Consider the following 20,265-nt stretch of genomic DNA (forward strand, 5'->3'; position numbering starts at 1 on the left):
CACCCGGTAGGATTTGCGGGTGACTCCCACCGACCTCTCACTCGCCCTGTACGACCTCGTCCTCGCCCTCGCCGAGCGACGTCGGGCCGCGGGCGCGGAGGTCGAACTGGTGCTGGCGCCGGGTGATGTGGCGCTCGAGCGTCCGAAGCTGCGCGAGCACGGCGACTGGGCCTCGAACATCGCCATGCGCATCGCGAAGCCGTTCGGCCAGAACCCGCGCGAGCTCGCCGGCGAGCTGGCCGAGGCGATCGCCGCGGTCGACGGCGTCGCGAGCGCCGAGGTCGCAGGGCCCGGCTTCATCAACATCCGCCTCGAGGCGGCCGCGGCCGGTGCGCTCGCGAAGACGATCGTCGAGGCGGGTGCCGAGTACGGTCGCAGCGACTCGCTGGCGGGCAGCGTGATCAATCTCGAGTTCGTCTCGGCGAACCCGACCGGTCCGCTGCACATCGGGCACACCCGCTGGGCCGCGCTCGGCGACTCGATCAGCCGCGTGCTGCGTGCTGCGGGCGCCGACGTCGCCAACGAGTACTACATCAACGACGCCGGCAACCAGATGGAGATCTTCGGCGCCTCCGTGCTCGCCGCGGCGAAGGGCGAGCCGACCCCCGAGGGCGGCTACCCCGGCAGCTACATCGCCGATCTCGCGGCCCGCGTGCTCGAACGCGAGCCGAAGCTCGCCGAGCTCGACCGAGACGTCGCGCTGCACACGGCCACCGAGATCGCCTACGAGCTGCAGCTCGCCGAGATCCGCGCCTCGCTCGAGCGCTTCAACGTGCACTTCGACGTGTGGACGAGCGAGCGCCGCCTGCACGCCCGCGGCGACGACGGCCTCAACGACATCGACACGGCGCTCGCCCGGCTGCGCGCGCAGGGCCACGTCTACGACGCCGACGACGCCGTGTGGGTGAAGACGACCGACTTCGGCGACGACAAAGACCGGGTGTTCGTGCGCGGCAACGGCGTGCCGACCTACTTCGCCGCCGACGCCGCCCTGTACCTCGACAAGGGCGATCGCGGCTTCAAGCACAAGATCTACCTGCTCGGCGCCGATCACCACGGGTACGTCCACCGCCTCAAGGCGCTCGCCGGCGCGGCCGGCGACGATCCCGAGCGCGACATCGAGGTGCTCATCGGTCAGCTCGTGAGCGTGAACGGCGCGAAGCTCTCGAAGCGCGCCGGCAACATCATCGAGCTCGACGACCTGCAGGCCTGGCTCGGCACCGACGCGCTCCGCTACACGCTCGGCCGCTACCCGGCCGACTCGCCGCTCACGATCGACCCCGAGATCCTGCAGCGCCGCACCAACGACAACCCGGTCTTCTACGTGCAGTACGCGCACGCCCGCACCTCCGCGGTCGCGCGCAATGCCGCGGCATCCGGGGTCGACCGCTCGTCGTTCGCCCCTGAACTGCTCACCCACGAGACCGAGTCGGCGCTCCTCGGCGCGCTGCAGGAGTTCCCGCGCATCGTGGCGCAGTCGGCCGAGCTGCGCGAGCCGCACCGCGTCGCGCGCTACGTCGAAGAGCTCGCGGGCCTCTACCATCGCTGGTACGACAATTGCCGCGTGCTGCCGCTCGGCGACGAGCCGGTCGGCGAGCTCCAGCGCACGCGACTCTGGCTGAACGACGCCACGGGCCAGGTCATCCGCAACGGACTGGGGCTCATCGGCGTCTCGGCGCCCGAGCGCATGTAGTCCGCCCGAAACGATCCCGAGGGAGCAGCGATGTCCGACGAGCACGCGACGGTCGAGTTGGATGTCACGGGGCCCGAGCCGGAGCCCCGGCGTCGACTCGGTCGGGGCGCCCGCATCGGGCTCATCGTCGCGGGCTCCGTGGTCGGTATCGCGGCGCTCCTCGTGGTCGCCGACGTGGTCGCCCGCGGCATCGCCGAGCAGCGCGTCGCCGACGAGGTGCGTGCGAGCCTGCCCGCCGGGGTCGAGGGCGACGTCGACGTGACGATCGGCGGCCTCTCGGTGATCGCCCAATACCTCTCGGGCACCATGGAGCAGGTCTCGCTGAGCGCGCCCGAGCTCGTCGTCGACGGAGCGCCGCTCGACGTCGAGGTCGAGCTCCGCGGGGTCCCGGTCGATCTCGGCAGCCCGGTCGACCGGCTCGACGCGACGGTCTCGGCCGAACAGGACGCGGTGAACCAGCTCGTCCAGGTGCCGAACTCGACCGGCTCGATCACGCTCGGCGACGCGACCGTCGGCTACGAGGGCGAGCTCGAACTCTTCGGGCAGTCGATCGCCTACCAGGTGACCGCGACCCCCACGGCGGCGGGCACCGAGGTGCTGCTCCAGCCGGTCGGGGTCGAGATCGGCGCGGGCGGCGGCTCGCTCGATCTCTCGGGCATCGTCGAACGCGTCCTCGGCAGCGACCCGATCGCGGTCTGCGTCGCCGAGCACCTGCCCGAGGGCATCGAGGTGACCGACATCGCTGCGGCGCCCGGCGTCGTGCGGGTCGAGCTCGAGGGCTCTGAGATCACGCTCGACGAGGCGCATCTGCGGCAGACCGGCAGCTGCGACTGACGCGTCGATTCGGCCTCGCCGTGCGGCCTCGGTAGACTCGCCGTACGCCGACCCACAAGGTCGGCACGCATCAGGCTTCAGGAACCGATCCGGGTTCGCTCGCCGCGAGCGACCGTCGATTCGTCCCCTCCGTGAGGTTTCTCCGTGGCATCCGTCTCCATCGCCGTCCCCTCGGGCCCCGCCGTGCCCGACGACGTCAACGGGCTCGTGCCGCAGGTCTGGCCCGAGTCGGCGCATCGCGACGAAGCGGGCCGGCTCGTGCTCGCCGGACTCGACGCGGCGTCGCTCGCCGCGCGCTTCGGCACTCCGCTGTACGTCGTCGACGAGGCCGAGGCGCGCGGGCGAGCCCGCCGCACCCGCGAGGCGTTCGACGCCGCAGCGCGCGCCGCGGGCACCGATGTGACGGTCTATTACGCGGGCAAGGCGTTCCTCTCCGGTGCCGTCGTGCGCTGGGTCCTCGACGAGGGGCTCGCGGTCGACGTCTGCACCGGCGGTGAACTCGCGGTCGCGCTCGGGGCGGGGGCGGACCCCGGCCGGCTCGGCTTCCACGGCAACAACAAGTCGATCGCCGAGATCGACGCCGCGGTCGCCGCGGGCGTGGGCGCGATCGTCATCGACAGCGAGGTCGAGATCGAGCGGGTCGCGGCCGCGGCCGCCCGTGCCGGGCGACGCCAGCGTGTGCGCCTCCGGGTGAACAGCGGCGTGCACGCCTCGACGCACGAGTTCCTCGCGACCGCCCACGAAGACCAGAAGTTCGGGGTCCCGCTCGAGCGCGCGGCCGAGCTGGGCGCCCGCATCCGCAGCCACGAGGCCCTCGACTTCCTCGGCCTGCACTGCCACATCGGCTCGCAGATCTTCGACGCCGACGGCTTCGCCGAATCGGCGTCGCGACTGCTCGAGGCCCACGCCGAGCTCTCGGAGGCCGGCCCCGTGCCCGAGCTCAACCTCGGCGGCGGCTTCGGCATCGCCTACACCGCGGCCGATTCGCCGCAGCCGATCGAGGAGATCGCCCGGGGCATCCTCGACGCCGTCGTCGCCGGCTGTCGCGAACGCGGCCTGCTGCTGCCCAGGCTCGCGTTCGAGCCCGGGCGCTCGATCATCGGTCCGGCGGGCGTCACGATCTACACGGTCGGCACGATCAAGTCGGTGCCGATCGACGGCGGCGAGCGCCGTTACGTGAGCGTCGACGGCGGCATGAGCGACAACGCCCGCACCGCGCTCTACGGCGCCGAGTACTCGGCCCGTCTCGCCTCGCGCGTCTCAGCGGCGCCGCCCGCGCTCTCGCGCGTCGTCGGCAAGCACTGCGAGTCGGGCGACATCGTCGTCGACGCCGAGTACCTGCCTGCCGACACCGCCCCGGGCGACCTGCTCGCCGTGCCCGCCACCGGGGCCTACTGCTGGTCGCTCGCCTCGAACTACAACCACGTGCCCCGCCCGCCCGTCGTCGCGGTGCGCGGGGGCGAGGCCCGCCTCATCGTGCGGGGCGAGACGATCGACGACCTGCTCGGCCGCGACCTCGGGCTCGAGCCATCCGCTATCGAAGGGACCCCCGCATGATCGAGTACCGCTCCATCCGAGTCGGACTGCTCGGAGCCGGATCGGTGGGATCGCAGGTGGCGAGGCTCCTCCTCGAGCACGCCGACGAGCTCGAGCAGCGTGTCGGCGCCCGACTCGAACTCGTGGGCATCGCCGTGCGCGACACGAGCGCGAAGCGCGACGTCGAGCTTCCCGCCGAGCTCCTCACGACCGACGCCGAGTCGCTCATCCTCGGCTCCGACATCGTGATCGAGCTCGTCGGCGGCATCGAACCAGCCCGGAGCCTCGTGCTGCAGGCGATCGGCTCGGGCGCCGACGTCGTGACGGGCAACAAGGCGCTCCTCGCCTCGCACGGACCCGAGCTGTTCGCCGCGGCCGAGCAGGTCGGCGCGCAGCTCTCGTACGAGGCCGCGGTCGCCGGGGCCATCCCGATCATCCGTCCGCTCCGCGAGAGCCTCGCCGGCGACCGGGTCGACCGCATCCTCGGCATCGTCAACGGCACCACGAACTTCATCCTCGACCGCATGGACACGACCGGGGCATCCCTGGAAGACGCACTCGCGACCGCGACCGAGCTCGGGTACGCCGAGGCCGACCCGACCGCCGACATCGGCGGCTACGACGCAGCGCAGAAGGCCGCGATCCTCGCGAGCCTCGCCTTCCACACGAGCGTGCCCGTCGAGGCCGTGCACCGCGAGGGGATCACCGAGGTCTCCGCCGACCAGGTCGAATCGGCCCGCCGCGCCGGCTACGTCGTGAAGCTCCTCGCGATCTGCGAGCGTCTCACCGACCCCGAGACGGGCGACGAGGGTGTCTCTGCGCGCGTCTACCCGGCGCTCGTGCCGCGGAGCCACCCGCTCGCCGCCGTGCACGGCGCGAACAACGCCGTCTTCGTCGAGGCATCCGCCGCAGGCCCGCTCATGTTCTACGGCGCCGGCGCCGGGGGAGTGCAGACCGCCTCCGCCGTGCTCGGCGACCTCGTCGCCATCGCCCGCCGCCGCGTCTCCGGCGGCCCCGGCACCGCCGAATCCACGCAGGCCGAAGTGCCCGTGCTCGAGATCGGCCGCATCACCACGCGCTACGCGATCACGCTCGAGGTCACCGATGAACCCGGCGTGCTCGAGCAGATCGCCCGCATCTTCGCCCTGCACGGCGTCTCGGTCGAGCAACTCCAGCAGAGCGTCAGCGAAGGGAGCCAGCGGGCTACGCTGGTCATCGGGACGCATGAGGCGAAGGAGTCCGCGCTCGCCGAGACCGTCGCCGCCCTCGCCCAGAGCCCCGTCGTCGCATCCGTCGCGTCCGTCCTCCGAGTCGAAGGAGCACTGTGAACTCCCAGCCCACCCCCAAGGCCAACTCCCGCCAGTGGCGCGGAGTCATCCGCGAGTACGCGGACCGCCTCGACGTCACCGACGCCACCCCGGTCGTCACCCTCGGCGAGGGCGGCACGCCGCTGCTGCCCGCCCCGGCGCTCTCGGCCCGCACCGGCGCCGACGTCTGGGTGAAGTTCGAGGGCATGAACCCGACCGGCTCCTTCAAGGACCGCGGCATGACGATGGCGGTCACGAAGGCCGTCGAGCACGGGGCGAAGGTCGTCATCTGCGCCTCGACCGGCAACACCTCGGCCTCGGCGGCCGCCTACGCCACGCACGCCGGCATCAAGGCCGCCGTGCTCGTGCCCGAGGGCAAGATCGCGATGGGCAAGCTCAGCCAGGCCATCGCGCACAACGCCGAACTGCTGCAGGTGCAGGGCAACTTCGACGACTGCCTCGACATCGCCCGCGACCTCGCGGCGAACTACCCGGTGCACCTCGTGAACTCGGTCAACAACGACCGAATCGAGGGGCAGAAGACCGCCGCGTTCGAGGTCGTCGAGGTGCTCGGCGACGCCCCCGACTTCCACTTCATCCCCGTCGGCAACGCCGGCAACTACACCGCGTACACGCGCGGCTACCGCGAGGACATCGCGGCGGGCAACGCCACGCGACTGCCCCGGATGTTCGGTTTCCAGGCCGCGGGCTCCGCACCGATCGTGCGCGGCGAGCCGGTGAAGGACCCCGACACCATCGCGAGCGCCATCCGAATCGGCAACCCCGCATCGTGGGATCTCGCCCTGCAGGCGCGCGACGAGTCCGACGGCTACTTCGGCGCCATCGACGACGACAAGATCCTCGAGGCGCAGCGCATCCTCTCTGCCGAGGTCGGCATCTTCGTCGAGCCCGCCTCGGCGATCTCGGTCGCGGGCCTGCTCGAGCGAGCCGAGGCCGGTGTCGTGCCGAAGGGCGCCCGCGTCGTGCTCACCGTCACCGGCCACGGCCTGAAGGACCCGCAGTGGGCCCTGCGCACCGCCGACGGTTCCGACGTGCAGCCGACCATCGTGCCGGTCGACACCGCGCAGATCGCGTCGGTGCTCGGACTCTCCTCGTGACCGGCACCCTCGTCGCTCCGGTCGACACCGCGCTCGCGGGTCGCGCCGTGCAGGTGAAGGTGCCGGCCACCTCCGCGAACCTCGGCCCCGGCTTCGACACGCTCGGGCTCGCGCTCGCGCGCTACGACGAGCTCGAGATCCGGGCGACCGCGACGGCGGGCGTCGTCGTCGAGGTGCACGGCGTCGGCGAGGGCGAGGTGCCGCTGGATGCCTCGCACCTCGTCGTGCGCTCGATCGCGCACACCTTCGAACGTGCCGGGGTCGCGCTGCCGGGCCTGGAGCTCGTCGCGCACAACACGATCCCGCACGGCCGCGGGCTCGGCTCCTCGGGTGCGGCGATCGTCGCCGGCGTGGTCGCCGCGAAGGGGCTGCTCGAGGGCGTCGTCGACTTCACCGCCGACGAGCTGCTCGAGCTCGCGACCGAGCTCGAGGGGCACCCCGACAACGTCGCGCCGGCGCTGTTCGGCGGGCTCACGATCGCGTGGGTGACCCCCGAGGGGCCCCGCCACAAGAAGCTCATCGTGCACCGCGGCGTCTCGCCGCTCGTGCTCGTGCCCGAGCACGAGATGTCGACGGCGCTCGCGCGGTCGCTGCAGCCCGAGTCGGTGCCGCACGAAGACGCGGTCTTCAACGTCTCGCGTTCGGCGCTGCTCGTCGCGGCGCTCATCCAGAGCCCCGAGCTGCTCTTCCAGGCCACCGAGGACAAGCTGCACCAGCACTACCGTGCCGCGGCCATGCCCGAGACCGATCGGCTCATCCAGGCGCTCCGCGAGGCGGGGCATCCCGCCGTCGTCTCGGGTGCGGGGCCGTCGATCCTGGTGCTCGCGAGCGACCCGAGCGAGCGCGCCGCCGCGACCGCACTCGTCGAGCGCGTCGCCGATACGGTCTGGCAGGCGCTGCCGCTCGCCGTCGACTTCAAGGGCGCGACAGTCGTCAACGCGGAGCGTTGACGACTGTCGCGCAAGGCGGCAGCCCCAGCGCCCGCGGCGCCCAGCGCCGCGACGCGTCTCCGGCAGACCTCCCGAGGTGACGCCGCCCGGTGCGGGAGACCGTGTCGCGATAGGCGGCAGGCCCAGCGCCCGCGGCAGACCGCATGCGCTCCCGCGCATGCGACGACACCATCGGTCGGAGGCCCCGAGCGGCCGCTCCGTCGATGACGGTGCACCCGGTCGGGGAATCTCCTTCTCCACAGGGCGCGTCGCGTGGCGGATCGGTGCGGTGCGGAGTGTTAGACTGACACCGCACCCGGCAGGCGACGTACTGCAGACATATGCACTGTTCGTACTCCCGGCCGCATCGTGCAATTCCCGGCAATCTCTTGCTTTCGCTCTCGCGCATGTCTGCGCCACCGCGCGCCGACCTCGCTCGAGGACGCGATCAGCTCTCCTGCCGCGCAACTCTTGCGCCAGGGGAAAGGAAAACACCCAGTGACCAACGCATCCGACCACGCTGCAGGCGTGGCGAACAGCGCCCCTCTGACCGGCCTCAAGGTCGCCGAGCTCCAGGAGCTCGCCGTCTCGCTCGGCATCGTGGGCGCATCCAAGCTCCGCAAGGGCGAACTCGTCGAGGCGATCACCGCCCGTCAGGCCGAGCAGGCGGGCGACGTCGCCCCGACGCTCGACTTCGACGGCGCGGCGGCCGCCGCCGACCCGGCGCCCGCCGAGACCGCCGCAGTCGAGGCGCCCGCCGCCCCGGCGGCGGAGTCGGCGCCGATCGAGGCTCCTGCTGCAGAGCAGGCCGCCTCCGAGGCATCCGCCCCCGAGCCGGCAGCGCCCCGTCGCGGTCGCCAGCCGCGTCGCGCGACGAGCGCGACCACGGCCGCCGCGCAGCACGTCAACGGCGGCGGCGCGGGCGTCGGCCTCGTGCCGGCGAACGACGACGAGGCCCGCGAGGCCGCGCGCGCCGCAGTGCGCGAGGAGCTCGCCGCCGCGACCGGCGAGGGCGCGCGCCCCGCAACGGCCGAGGGCGAGGGCGAGCAGGCCCAGACCGACGAGCCCCGTCAGGGCCGCGGCCGCAACCGCGGTCGCCGTGGCGGCGAGCGCGGCGAGCGCGGCGGCAACGAGCGCGGCGAGCGCGGCGACGACGCCCAGAAGCAGGGCGGCGACCGCCGCCAGAACGGCCAGAACGGCCAGGGCGACGCCGCCCAGGGCGGCGAGCAGCGCAGCAAGCGCGACGAGGGCGGCAAGTCCGCCGAGCGCCAGGGCGACGCCGAGAAGGGCAAGCAGGGTCGCGACGGTCAGGGCCGCGACGGCCAGGGCCGTGAGGGTCAGGGCCGCGACGGCCAGGGCCGCGACGGCCAGGGCCGCGAGGGTCAGAACCAGGGCCAGAACCGCGACGCCCAGCAGCAGCTCGAGGGCGAGGGCGGCCGTCGCAGCCGCTACCGCGACCGCAAGCGCCGCGGTCAGGGCGCGGCCGGCGACGAGCTCGAGCCCGAGATCCTCGACGACGATGTGCTGATCCCGATCGCGGGCATCCTCGACGTGCTCGACAACTACGCCTTCGTGCGCACGACGGGGTACCTCCCCGGCCCGAGCGACGTCTACGTCTCGCTCGGTCAGGTCAAGAAGTACAACCTGCGCAAGGGCGACGCGGTCGTCGGCTCGATCAAGCAGCCGCGCGACAACGAGGCGAACAGCCGGCAGAAGTACAACGCGCTCGTCAAGGTCGACTCGGTCAACGGCCAGTCGATCGACGAGGCCGCCGCGCGCGTCGAGTTCCAGAAGCTGACCCCGCTCTACCCGCAGGAGCGCCTGCGTCTCGAGACCGAGCCGACGAAGCTCACGCAGCGCATCATCGACCTCGTCGCGCCCATCGGCAAGGGCCAGCGCGGCCTCATCGTCGCGCCCCCGAAGGCGGGCAAGACGATCGTGCTGCAGCAGATCGCGAACGCCATCTCGATCAACAACCCCGAGGTCCACCTCATGGTCGTGCTCGTCGACGAGCGCCCCGAAGAGGTCACCGACATGCAGCGCACGGTGAAGGGCGAGGTCATCGCCTCGACCTTCGACCGTCCGGCCGAAGACCACACGACGGTCGCCGAGCTCGCCATCGAGCGTGCCAAGCGCCTCGTCGAGCTCGGCCACGACGTCGTCGTGCTGCTCGACTCGATCACCCGCCTCGGCCGCGCCTACAACCTGGCCGCACCCGCTTCGGGCCGCATCCTCTCGGGCGGTGTCGACGCCTCGGCGCTGTACCCGCCGAAGCGCTTCTTCGGCGCCGCGCGCAACATCGAGAACGGCGGCTCGCTGACCATCCTCGCGACCGCGCTCGTCGAGACCGGTTCGAAGATGGACGAGGTGATCTTCGAGGAGTTCAAGGGCACCGGCAACAGCGAGCTGCGCCTCTCGCGTCAGCTCGCCGACAAGCGCATCTTCCCGGCCGTCGATGTCAACGCCTCGTCGACGCGTCGCGAGGAGATGCTGCTGAGCCCCGACGAGGTGAAGATCACCTGGAAGCTGCGTCGTGCCCTCGCCGGCCTCGACCAGCAGCCCGCCCTCGAGGCCGTGCTCGGTCGTCTGAAGGAGACGCAGTCGAACGTCGAGTTCCTCATGCTCATGCAGAAGTCGATGCCGGTCGCCGGCCACGGCAACTCGCACGGGCACGAGACCGACCACCGCTGAGGCTCACGTGTTCGAATCGGTCCAGCCGCTGCTCGCCGAGCACGCGCAGCTCCAGGAGGAGCTCGCGGACCCGGCGCTGCACGCCGACGCGGCGCGCGCGAAGAAGGTCAACCGGCGCTACGCCGAGCTGAGCCGGATCGTCGCTGCGAACACGGCCTGGCACGAGGCGCAGGACGACCTCGCGGCGGCCCGTGAGCTCGCCAAGGAGGACGACGCCTTCGCCGAGGAGGTGCCGGCCCTCGAGGAGGGACTCGCGCAGGCGCAGGAGAGGCTCCGGCGGCTCCTGATCCCGCGCGACCCCGATGACGGCCGCGACGTGATCATGGAGATCAAGGGCGGCGAGGGCGGCGCGGAGAGCGCCCTCTTCGCCGCCGACCTCCTGCGCATGTACATCCAGTACGCGCAGTCGAAGGGTTGGAAGACCGAGCTCCTCGAGCGCAACGAGTCCGACCTCGGCGGGTACAAAGACGTGCAGGTCGCGATCAAGTCGAACGCGAGCGACCCGTCGCAGGGCGTGTGGGCGCACCTCAAGTACGAGGGCGGCGTGCACCGCGTGCAGCGGGTGCCCGTCACCGAGACGCAGGGCCGCATCCACACGTCGACGACGGGCGTGCTCGTCTTCCCCGAGGTCGACGAGCCCGAAGAGGTCGAGATCAACCAGAACGACCTCAAGATCGACGTCTACCGCTCCTCCGGTCCCGGCGGGCAGTCGGTGAACACGACCGACTCGGCCGTGCGCATCACCCACCTGCCCACCGGCATCGTGGTCTCGATGCAGAACGAGAAGTCGCAGCTGCAGAACCGCGAGGCGGCGATGCGCGTGCTCCGCGCACGCATCCTCGCGCGCCAGCAGGAGGAGCTCGACGCCGCGGCCTCGGACGCCCGCAAGTCGCAGATCCGGTCCATGGACCGCTCGGAGCGCATCCGCACGTACAACTTCCCCGAGAACCGCATCGCCGACCACCGCACCGGCTACAAGGCGTACAACCTCGACCAGGTGATGAACGGGGCGCTCGACCCGCTCATCGAGTCGGCCATCCAGGCCGACGAGGAGGCGCAGCTCGCCGGTCGCGAGGACTGAGCTCGCGGCACTCGCCGAGAACGAACGAGGGGCGGATGCCCCGGGGCGACCCCGGGGCATCCGCACCTCGTCGTTCGACGCCTCAGATGTGCCAGTCGTGCACGCCGCGCGCGGCGTCGGCGGTCTGGTGCGACAGCGGTCGCACGGTCGCGGGCACGCCGACGACGAGCGAGTGCGGGGGAGCGCTGCGCGTCACGACCGCGTTGGCGCCGACGGCGCTCCACGCGCCGATCGTGATGTCGCCGAGGATCTTCGCGCCGGCGCCGACCGTGACGCCGTCGTCGAGGGTCGGGTGGCGCTTGGTGCCCGGCGGGGTGTTGCGCGGCGCCTTCCCGCCGAGGGTGACGCCGTGGTAGAGCATGACGTCGTCGCCGATGACGGCCGTCTCGCCGATCACGACGCCCATGCCGTGGTCGATGAAGAAGCGGCGGCCGATGGTCGCGCCGGGGTGGATCTCGATGCCGGTGAGGAACCGGGTCAGCTGCGAGATCACCCGCGCCGGGAACCGCCATCGGGCTCGCCAGAGCCGGTGGGCGACGCGGTACGCCCAGATGGCGTGGAGGCCCGAATACACGAGGAAGACCTCGAGACCGCTCCGTGCTGCGGGGTCGTGCGCACGGGCTGTCGCGAGGTCTTCCCTCAGGCGTCTGAAGATCGGCACCTGATCAGTCAAGCAGACCCTCGTACAGGACGGTCGACAGGTACCGCTCGCCGTAGCTCGCGACGATGACGACGATGGTCTTTCCGTCGTTCTCGGGGCGCTTGGCGAGCTCGAGGGCGGCGTACACGGTCGCGCCCGAGGAGATGCCGCCGAGGATGCCCTCTTCGGTGCCGAGCCGGCGCGCGGTGGCGACGGCCTGGTCGATGTTCACGTCGATGATCTCGTCGTAGACGTCGCGGTCGAGGATGTCGGGCACGAAGTTCGCGCCGATGCCCTGGATCTTGTGCGGGCCGGGTGCGCCCCCGTTGAGGATGGGCGACTCGGCGGGCTCGACGCCCACGACCTTCACGCCCGGCTTGCGCTCCTTCAGCACCTGGCCGGTGCCCGAGAGGGTGCCGCCGGTGCCGATTCCCGAGACGAAGATGTCGACGCCGCCGTCGGTGTCGTTCCACACCTCTTCGGCGGTGGTGCGGCGGTGGATGTCGACGTTCGCCTCGTTCTCGAACTGGCGGGCGAGGATCGCGCCGGGGGTGGCGGCGGCGATCTCCTCGGCCTTCGCGACGGCGCCCTTCATGCCCTCGGAGCCGGGCGTCAGCACGAGCTCGGCGCCGTAGGCCTTCAGCAGCGACTTGCGCTCCTTCGACATGGTCTCGGGCATCGCGAGGATGACCTTGTAGCCGCGCGCCGCGCCGATGAGGGCGAGGGCGATGCCCGTGTTGCCGCTCGTGCCCTCGACGATGGTGCCGCCGGGCTGGAGTGCGCCCGAGGCCTCGGCCGCGTCGACGATGCCCACGCCGAGGCGGTCCTTCACGCTCGCGGAGGGGTTGTAGAACTCGAGCTTCGCGAGCACGGTCGCGCCGGCCCCCTCGGTGAGGCGGTTCAGGCGCACGAGCGGGGTGCGGCCGAAGGCCTGCGTGATGTTGTCGTAGATCTGAGCCATGGGCAGGCCTTTCTGGAGGGGCGGTGCGGGCGTCATCAGCCTATTGGGGCGTTCGGGGCGGTGGGGGTGCGTTACATTCCATTGCGTGGATGCACCAGAGGACCAGGCCGCCCGACCGCTGCGCGAGGTGCGCGACGAACTCGTCAGGATGCTCGCCGCGGCGGGGGTCCCAGACCCCGAGGTCGACGCCGAACTCCTCATCGGGCACGTGCTGGGACTCAGCCGCGGCGGCGTGCAGGCGCGCCTCGTGATCGGCGGCGCGTTCTCGGCCGAGGATGCCGCGGAGCTGGCCTCGCTCGCCGAGCGTCGCGCACGGCGCGAGCCGTTGCAGCACCTCACGGGGCGGGCCGCGTTCCGTTCGCTCGAGCTGGCCGTGGGGCCCGGGGTCTTCGTGCCCCGCCCCGAGACCGAGGGCGTCGCCCAGATCGGCATCGACGCGCTGCGCGCCGTCGCGGAGGCCGAGCCGATCGGCATCGACCTCGGTTCGGGCAGCGGCGCGATCGCGCTGGCCCTCGCTACCGAGGTGCCGCACGCGAGGGTATGGGCGGTCGAGAACTCGCCCGAGGCCTTCCCGTGGACGCGGCGCAACGTCGAGGAGGTCGGGGCGCCGAACCTCGAGCTCGTCTTCGGCGATCTCGCGACGGCGCTGCCCGAACTCGACGGGCGGGTGTCGGTCGTCGTCTCGAACCCGCCGTACATCCCGTTGGGGGCGATCCCGCGCGACCCCGAGGTGCGGCTCTACGATCCCGAGCGCGCCCTCTACGGCGGGGCCGACGGCCTCGACGTCGTGCGCGTGCTCTCGCAGCGTGCGCGGGCGCTGCTCGTGCCGGGCGGTCTGCTCGTGATCGAGCACGGCGAGGCGCAGTCGGCCGAGATCGCAGCGCTCCTCGCGGCCGACGGCTGGCGCGCGATCTCGCATCACCGCGATCTCACGGGGCGCGACCGGGCGACCACCGCGCTGCGCTGACGCCGGCTCGGCCGGGCGAGGCCACGCCCGGCTGCTCGCTACTTCTTCTTCTCGTGCTTCTCGCGTTCGAGCGCGTGCTTGATCGCCTCGCGCTCGCGCTTCTGCGCTTCGCGCAGCGTCTTCTGCGCCTCTCGCACGGCCTTCTCGGCCTCGCGCCTCGCCTTCGCGGCCTCGCGGACCCGCGGGTCGCGCGGGAGATCGAGCTGCGCCGGGAGTTCGGGGAGCGGTTCGGGCGTCGCGGGCGATGAGGCGCCGCCCTGGCGATCGACGTGGTGCCCGATGCCGTCGAGGATGCGAAGAAGCCCGAAGGTGAAGTCGTCGTCGGTGTCGCCCGGGTGCGTGCCGGGTTCGGCGACGTAGCCGCCGGCGGCGAGCAGCGGGCTGAGGTGGGGGAAGCGCTCGGGGGTGACGAGCTCGGTCAACGCGGCGAAGGCGCTCTCACCGGTGACGTCGGCCGGGTCGTCGGCGGCCAGGGCGGCGGCTCGCAGGTCGCGGTCCTGCGCGCTGGTGGCGCGGGCGTAGCTCGTGAGCAGCAGGAGCGCCGACATCTTCTCGCCGTCGCTCAGCGGGAGATCGCGCACTTCGCGGAGGAACCAGTCGACGATGAGCAGGCTGTTCGGCGTGATCGGGGCGCCCGAGATCGGGATGTCGACGAGCCACGGGTGTTCCTGGTACGCCGCGCGCATGGCGAGCACCCAGGCCGTGACCCCCGCGCGCCAGCCCCGGTCGACCGAATCGTCGGGCACGGGCGGCTCGACCGCGCCCTCCTGCATGAGCAGGATCAGGTCGTCCTTGCTCGTCACGTACCGGTAGAGCGACATCGTCGTGAATCCGAGGGATGCCGCGACCCGACTCATCGAGACGGCGCCGAGTCCTTCTGCGTCGGCGATCTCGATCGCGGCGTCGACGATGCGTTCGATCGAGAGTTCGCGCTTGGGTCCGCGCTGCGGGTGGGCGGCGACGCCCCAGGCCAGTGCGACCGCCCGGGGGAGTTCGGGGTCGGCTCGCAGTTCGTCGCTCATCGGGCTCCAGTTCTTCGGTGCGCTTGACCACAGTCTAGAACTGTGTATTACTTAAACAACAGTGCATCACATAAACAGTTTGCGTCGTACACGGTCGATGGGCCGACGGCGCAGACCCGACACGAACGGAGTACGAGCGATGGAACTCGCCATCGACGTCCGCGGCCTCCGCAAGCAGTTCGGCCGAACCGAGGTGCTCGCGGGGCTCGACCTCGCGGTGCCGAAGGGGAGCGTCTTCGCCCTCCTCGGGCCGAACGGTGCGGGCAAGACCACGACGATCAACATCCTCACGACCCTCGTCGCGCCCGACGCAGGCACGGCCATCGTCGCCGGGTGCGACGTCGCCCGGGCCCCGGGCGAGGTGCAGCAGCGCATCGCGCTCACGGGCCAGTCGGCCGCCGTCGACGAGGTGCTCACCGGCACCGAGAACCTCGTCATGATGGGCCGGCTCTCGGGGCTCACCCGGCGTGCGGCGAAGGCGCGTGCCGCCGAGCTCGTGCACCGCTTCGACCTCGAGGCGGCGGCCGACCGCCGCGTGGGCACCTACTCGGGCGGAATGCGCCGTCGTCTCGACCTGGCGCTGAGCCTCGTCGTGGACGTGCCCGTGCTCTTCCTCGACGAACCGACGACGGGCCTCGACACCCGCAGCCGGCAGGAGCTCTGGGCCGTCATCCGCACCCTCGCCGACGCCGGCACCACCGTGTTCCTCACGACCCAGTACCTCGAGGAGGCCGACCGGCTCGCCGACCGCATCGCCGTACTCGACCGCGGGCGCATCGCCGCCGAGGGCACGGCCGACGAGCTCAAGGCGCGAGTGGGCGGCGACGTCGTCGAGCTGCGCGACGCCGACGGCGTGCTCGTCCGCGAGATCCCGACCGACGGCAGCGTGCACGGCCTGCGCGCCGCAATCGATGAGCTCGACCGGGCCTCGGTCGGCGGCGCCGGCGTCGACGGCGTACAGGTCTCCATCCGTCGTCCGAGTCTCGACGACGTGTTCCTCGCCATCACCTCCGGTGCCGAGGCATCCACCCCCGAACTCGTGGAGGCGAAATGACCACCGCAACCGTGCCGGCGTCGGCGCGCGCAACAGCAACCGCACCCGCATCCGCCCGTCGTCCGCGCCTGCGCGGCGTCGCCGCCGAACGCGTCTTCATCGGCAGGAGCCTCATCCACTCCGTCCGCGACGTCGAGGCGCTGCTCATGGCGGTCGTCCTGCCGACGATGCTCATGCTGATGTTCACCTTCATCTTCGGCAACGCGATCGATCCCTCGGGCGGCTACGTCGACTACGTCGTGCCCGGCATCATCCTGCTGTGCGCAGGCTTCGGCGCCGCGGGCACCGCGATCTCGGTGTCGCGCGACATGACGACGGGCATCATCGACCGGATCCGCACGATGCCGCTGCGCAGCGGCGCCGTGCTGACGGGGCACGTGGTCGAGAGCCTCGTGCGCAACCTCGTCGCCACGGCCGTCGTGATCGGCGTCGCCCTCCTCGTCGGATTCAGCCCGAATGCGACACCCCTCGAGTGGCTCGCCGTCGTCGGCGTCGTGGCCCTGTACATCCTCGCGATCACCTACCTGTTCGCGGCGATCGGCCTCGCCGCAGCCTCGCCCGAGGCGGCGAGCGGCTACGGCTTCATCCTGCTGTTCCTGCCCTACCTGTCGAGCGCCTTCGTGCCGGTCGACACCATGCCCGAGTGGCTGCAGTGGATCGCGGAGAACCAGCCCATCACCCCCGTGATCGAGACCATCCGCTCGCTCCTGCTCGGCACGCCGATGGGCGACTCGGCGTGGTGGGCCGTCGGCTGGTGCGTGCTCATCATCGTCGTCGCAGCGGTCTGGGGCGCATGGCTGTTCCGTCGCAAGGCGGGTCGCCGCTGAGCGAGCCGTCATCACTTCGGATGCCTCGGGCCGAGCGCGGCCCGAGGCATCCGTCCGCCCTGCCGTGCTGGTCTAGAATCGGCAGGTCATGACTGCCATCTACGACTGCTCGGTCGACTCCCAGTTGCTCACCGGCATGCGACTCGCCCGCGGCGCGATCGGACGCGGCGAACTCGTCGTCATCCCGACCGACACGGTCTACGGCGTCGCGGCCGACGCCTTCGACGCCAAGGCCGTCGCGCGCCTCCTCGAGGCGAAGGGCCGCGAGCGCACCTCGCCGCCGCCCGTGCTGATCCCCGGGCTGCCGACGCTCGACGCCCTCGCGAGCGAGGTGCCGCCCGCCGTGCGCGACCTCGTCGGCGAGTTCTGGCCGGGCGGGCTGACGGTCATCCTCCGTGCGCAGCCCTCGCTCCAGTGGGACCTCGGCGAGACCCGCGGCACGGTCGCCCTGCGCATGCCCGCGAACCCGATCGCGCTCGAGCTGCTCTCCGAGACGGGGCCGCTCGCGGTCTCCTCGGCGAACCTCTCGGGCCTGCCCTCGGCGACGACCGCCGCCGGTGCCGAGCAGATGCTCGGCGAGTCGGTCGCCGTCTACCTCGACGGCGGCGAGGCCGGTTCGGGCTACGAGGCGATCGGCGAGCGCCCGGGCGACACCTCCTCGACGATCGTGGATGCCACGGGGCTCGGCGAGCACGGGGGAGTGCTCCGCATCGTGCGTGCCGGAGTCATCTCGCGCGAGCGCATCGCCGCGGTCGTCGGCGAAGAGCTGCTGGCGCCCGAGGCCTCCGCCTCCGAGGCATCCGCCCCCGTCGACGATGCGGTCGACGCAGCCGGGCCCGAGGCCTCCGCCTCCGAGGCATCCGCCCCCGTCGACGAGGCCGATGAGGCGGGCGCCGCCGCCTCATGACCCTCTTCCTCTCGCTCGCGCTGCTGGCCGCGCTCGTCACCTTCGGCGGCTCGATCGTCGTCTGGAAGCTCAGCCTGAAGTACCGCTTGTATCCGAAGATCCGCGAGCGCGACGTGCACACCCGGCCGACGCCGCGGCTCGGCGGCATCGCGATGTTCGTCGGCATCGTCGTCGCGATCGGCGCGGCGGCCTTCGTGTCGAGCCTCGGGGTGTCGCGGTTCTCGAACGTCTCGATCATCTTCGAGAACCCCGGCCAGATCCTCGCGATCCTCGGCGCGGCGCTGCTCATCGTGGCGATGGGCGTCGCCGACGACATCTGGGACCTCGACTGGACGACGAAGCTCGCGGGCCAGTTCATCGCCGGCGGGCTCATCGCCTGGCAGGGCGTCACGATCGTGTCGCTGCCGATCGCGGGCATCACGCTCATCCCGTCGTGGCTGAGCGCGACGCTCACGGTCTTCGTCATCGTGCTCGTGATGAACGCGGTGAACTTCATCGACGGGCTCGACGGGCTCGTCGCGGGCGTCTCGCTCATCGCCAACGGCGTGTTCTTCCTCTACACCTACCTGCTCGTGCAGCAGACCTCGCCGCTCAACTACTTCAACTTGGCGTCGCTGCTCGCGGTCATCGTGGTCGGCGCGTGCGCGGGCTTCCTGCCGCTCAACTGGCACCCCGCGAAGCTCTTCATGGGCGATGCGGGCGCCCTCCTCATCGGCCTCCTGACGGCGACGGCGGCGATCGCGGTGACGGGCACGATCAACCCGGGCAGCGTCGGGTTCGAGAACCTCTTCGCCGCCTTCATCCCGATCCTCCTGCCGTTCGTGGTGCTCGTGATCCCGCTGCTCGACTTCGGCCTCGCGGTCGTGCGCCGGCTGAGCGCGGGCAAGTCGCCCTTCGCGGCCGACCGCAAGCACCTGCACCACCGCCTGCTCGACATGGGGCACTCGCACCTGAACGCCGTGCTCATCCTCTACGGGTGGACGGCAGTCGCTTCCGTCGGGTGCCTCCTCACCTACGTGCTGCCGACCTACTTCGGCGTCGACAGCGCCTGGGCCTTCGTCTTCCTCGGCGTCGGCTTCCTCGTCTGCGCCGTGATCACCCTCGCTCCGCTCGGCCGCCGCAAGCGCCTCACGATCGCCGCGGAGGAGCGCCCGAGCACGCCTCCGGCGGGGGCCGACGAACTCGAAGGTCCGGCTCGGTAGAATCGGGCGACCCCCGACTGGAGCATGATGACCGACGCACGTCCCGCACAGCCCGCCGACCGCACGCCGACCTCGAACCCGGTGCTGCGCCGCGCCCTCATCTGGGGCGGTGTGCTCGCCGCCGTGATCCTCGTGGTGAGCGCCGTGCTCGGCCTCGTCTTCGCCGGGCTCCCCGGCCTCTGGGGCGCCCTCATCGGCACCACCATGGCGGTGGTGTTCATGGGCATCACCGCGGCGAGCATCCTCGTCGCCAACCGCTTCTCGGGCAGCGACCTCTTCGTGGGCGCGTTCTTCGGCATCGTGCTCGGCGGCTGGCTCGTGAAGTTCATCGTCTTCATCGTGCTCGTCGTGCTCCTCAGGGATGCCTCGTGGCTCGACACGACCGTGCTGTTCCTCAGCCTCGTGGCCGGTGTTCTGGCCTCGCTCGTGGTCGACGTGCTCGTCGTCGCGAAGTCGCGCCTGCCCTACGCGAGCGACGTCGAACTGCCGAAAGCACCCGAAGACGACTGAACTCGGTTCTGAATTCGTCTGCTCGTAGAAGTCTTGCTAGAGTATTCCCGATCCCCCCACGGTTCTGCCCTCATCACGCATGGGCGAACCGAGGTCCATGTTCGTCGTCGCGAGAGCCGAGCTCCACGCCCCGAAACAGGAGAAAGCGCTGCTAGCACACGCTCTGAACCTGCTGGTTCCGACTGCCACCGAAGACGGTGAGTTCCACGGTCCGTCGATCGACGAATTCTTCCCGGGAGCGTTGCTCTTCGAAGGCACCGCCTTCGAGATCAACCGCATCATGCTCGTCCGCTTCGTCGCGGTCATCGCACTGTTCCTGGTCTTCTGGCTCGGCACGCGCAACATGCGCGTCGTGCCCGGCCGATTCCAGAGCCTCGTCGAGATGGGCCTCGACGTCGTGCGCGTCAACATCGCCGACGACCTGCTCGGCAAGAAGGACGGCAAGCGGTTCCTGCCGATCCTCACGACGATGTTCTTCATGATCCTGTTCATGAACCTGACGGGTGTCATCCCCTTCCTGAACATCGCCGGCACCTCCGTCATCGGCGTGCCGCTCGTGCTCGCGATCGTCGCGTACATCACCTTCATCTACGCGGGCGTCAAGAAGAGCCCCAAGAACTTCTTCAAGAACTCGCTCTTCCCCTCGGGCGTGCCGTGGCCGGTGTACATCATCGTCACGCCGATCGAGCTCATCTCGACGTTCGTGATCCGCCCGATCACGCTGACCCTGCGACTCATGATGAACATGATCGTCGGTCACCTCCTGCTCGTGCTCTTCTTTGCAGCCACGCAGTTCTTCGTCTTCCAGCTCAGCGGCTGGTGGACCATCGTCGGTGCCGGCACCCTGGCCTTCGGACTCGCGTTCACGCTGTTCGAGGTCCTCGTCGCCGTCCTGCAGGCCTACGTCTTCGCACTTCTCACCGCGGTCTACATCCAGCTCGCGGTCGCAGAAGAGCACTGAGCCCGGGCGCCCGCCCGAAGCATCC

Annotated in this window: 18 protein-coding genes; 15 read left to right on the forward strand and 3 right to left on the reverse strand. The window is 71.1% G+C overall.

Translation table 11 applies throughout. From position 1 onward, the window contains the following. The first annotated feature begins 19 nt into the window (after positions 1-19). The 8 genes from GQQ93_RS02010 (at position 20) to prfA (ending at position 11,189) form a co-directional block, all read left to right on the forward strand. The gene (locus GQQ93_RS02010; protein ID WP_157422535.1) at positions 20-1,693 is read left to right on the forward strand and encodes an arginine--tRNA ligase; all 1,674 of its coding nucleotides are present in this window, start codon (positions 20-22) and stop codon (positions 1,691-1,693) included. A gap of 30 nt (positions 1,694-1,723) precedes the next feature. Next, on the forward strand, positions 1,724-2,527 hold the full coding sequence (locus GQQ93_RS02015) for an LmeA family phospholipid-binding protein (RefSeq protein ID WP_157422536.1): 804 nt from the start codon (positions 1,724-1,726) through the stop codon (positions 2,525-2,527). 144 nt (positions 2,528-2,671) lie between these two features. Continuing rightward, positions 2,672-4,084, forward strand: coding sequence for a diaminopimelate decarboxylase (lysA, locus tag GQQ93_RS02020; protein WP_157422537.1), 1,413 nt, complete (start codon positions 2,672-2,674; stop codon positions 4,082-4,084). Continuing rightward, positions 4,081-5,391, forward strand: coding sequence for a homoserine dehydrogenase (locus GQQ93_RS02025; RefSeq protein WP_157422538.1), 1,311 nt, complete (start codon positions 4,081-4,083; stop codon positions 5,389-5,391). The genes lysA and GQQ93_RS02025 overlap by 4 nt, the downstream gene beginning before the upstream one ends. Further along, the gene (thrC, locus tag GQQ93_RS02030) at positions 5,388-6,488 is read left to right on the forward strand and encodes a threonine synthase (protein ID WP_157422539.1); all 1,101 of its coding nucleotides are present in this window, start codon (positions 5,388-5,390) and stop codon (positions 6,486-6,488) included. Before GQQ93_RS02025 ends, thrC begins: the two co-directional genes overlap by 4 nt. Then, positions 6,485-7,438 (forward strand): homoserine kinase, encoded by a 954-nt coding sequence (gene thrB / locus GQQ93_RS02035; protein ID WP_157422540.1) that lies wholly within the window; start codon positions 6,485-6,487, stop codon positions 7,436-7,438. The genes thrC and thrB overlap by 4 nt, the downstream gene beginning before the upstream one ends. Before the next feature lie 477 nt (positions 7,439-7,915). After that, positions 7,916-10,108 carry a transcription termination factor Rho gene (gene rho / locus GQQ93_RS02040; protein WP_157422541.1) on the forward strand — a complete coding sequence of 731 codons (2,193 nt, stop codon included), beginning with the start codon at positions 7,916-7,918 and terminating at the stop codon, positions 10,106-10,108. Positions 10,109-10,115: 7 nt separating this feature from the next. Continuing rightward, positions 10,116-11,189 carry a peptide chain release factor 1 gene (prfA, locus tag GQQ93_RS02045; protein WP_157422542.1) on the forward strand — a complete coding sequence of 358 codons (1,074 nt, stop codon included), beginning with the start codon at positions 10,116-10,118 and terminating at the stop codon, positions 11,187-11,189. Positions 11,190-11,271: 82 nt separating this feature from the next. On the opposite strand, the gene epsC is transcribed toward prfA, so the two are convergent. Together epsC and cysK are read right to left on the reverse strand one after the other, a co-directional pair. Beyond that, a complete protein-coding gene (gene epsC, locus GQQ93_RS02050) occupies positions 11,272-11,850 on the reverse strand; it encodes a serine O-acetyltransferase EpsC (RefSeq protein ID WP_246192012.1) in 579 nt (192 codons plus the stop codon). Positions 11,851-11,854: 4 nt separating this feature from the next. Then, the gene (gene cysK / locus GQQ93_RS02055; RefSeq protein WP_157422544.1) at positions 11,855-12,790 is read right to left on the reverse strand and encodes a cysteine synthase A; all 936 of its coding nucleotides are present in this window, start codon (positions 12,788-12,790) and stop codon (positions 11,855-11,857) included. Between the two features lie 118 nt (positions 12,791-12,908). On the opposite strand from cysK, the gene prmC reads away from it, so the two are divergent. Next, positions 12,909-13,757 (forward strand): peptide chain release factor N(5)-glutamine methyltransferase, encoded by an 849-nt coding sequence (gene prmC, locus GQQ93_RS02060; RefSeq protein WP_281349867.1) that lies wholly within the window; start codon positions 12,909-12,911, stop codon positions 13,755-13,757. 38 nt (positions 13,758-13,795) lie between these two features. On the opposite strand, the gene GQQ93_RS02065 is transcribed toward prmC, so the two are convergent. Then, the gene (locus GQQ93_RS02065) at positions 13,796-14,779 is read right to left on the reverse strand and encodes a TetR/AcrR family transcriptional regulator C-terminal domain-containing protein (RefSeq protein ID WP_157422545.1); all 984 of its coding nucleotides are present in this window, start codon (positions 14,777-14,779) and stop codon (positions 13,796-13,798) included. 139 nt (positions 14,780-14,918) lie between these two features. On the opposite strand from GQQ93_RS02065, the gene GQQ93_RS02070 reads away from it, so the two are divergent. The 6 genes from GQQ93_RS02070 to atpB all read left to right on the forward strand — a co-directional run bounded on the left by GQQ93_RS02070 (position 14,919) and on the right by atpB (position 20,240). Then, the gene (locus GQQ93_RS02070) at positions 14,919-15,833 is read left to right on the forward strand and encodes an ATP-binding cassette domain-containing protein (RefSeq protein ID WP_157422546.1); all 915 of its coding nucleotides are present in this window, start codon (positions 14,919-14,921) and stop codon (positions 15,831-15,833) included. Continuing rightward, on the forward strand, positions 15,830-16,660 hold the full coding sequence (locus tag GQQ93_RS02075; RefSeq protein WP_157422547.1) for an ABC transporter permease: 831 nt from the start codon (positions 15,830-15,832) through the stop codon (positions 16,658-16,660). The genes GQQ93_RS02070 and GQQ93_RS02075 overlap by 4 nt, the downstream gene beginning before the upstream one ends. Positions 16,661-16,748: 88 nt before the next feature. Next, positions 16,749-17,567 (forward strand): L-threonylcarbamoyladenylate synthase, encoded by an 819-nt coding sequence (locus tag GQQ93_RS02080; protein WP_157422548.1) that lies wholly within the window; start codon positions 16,749-16,751, stop codon positions 17,565-17,567. Then, positions 17,564-18,769, forward strand: coding sequence for an MraY family glycosyltransferase (locus GQQ93_RS02085; protein ID WP_157422549.1), 1,206 nt, complete (start codon positions 17,564-17,566; stop codon positions 18,767-18,769). The genes GQQ93_RS02080 and GQQ93_RS02085 overlap by 4 nt, the downstream gene beginning before the upstream one ends. Positions 18,770-18,796: 27 nt before the next feature. Beyond that, positions 18,797-19,279 carry a Cg1360 family ATP-synthase-associated protein gene (locus GQQ93_RS02090; protein WP_212277228.1) on the forward strand — a complete coding sequence of 161 codons (483 nt, stop codon included), beginning with the start codon at positions 18,797-18,799 and terminating at the stop codon, positions 19,277-19,279. Between the two features lie 163 nt (positions 19,280-19,442). Continuing rightward, positions 19,443-20,240 (forward strand): F0F1 ATP synthase subunit A, encoded by a 798-nt coding sequence (gene atpB, locus GQQ93_RS02095; protein WP_157422789.1) that lies wholly within the window; start codon positions 19,443-19,445, stop codon positions 20,238-20,240. The last annotated feature ends 25 nt before the right edge of the window (positions 20,241-20,265 follow it).

The organism is Agromyces lapidis (genome assembly GCF_009749405.1).
GTDB classification, from domain to species: Bacteria; Actinomycetota; Actinomycetes; order Actinomycetales; family Microbacteriaceae; genus Agromyces; species Agromyces lapidis.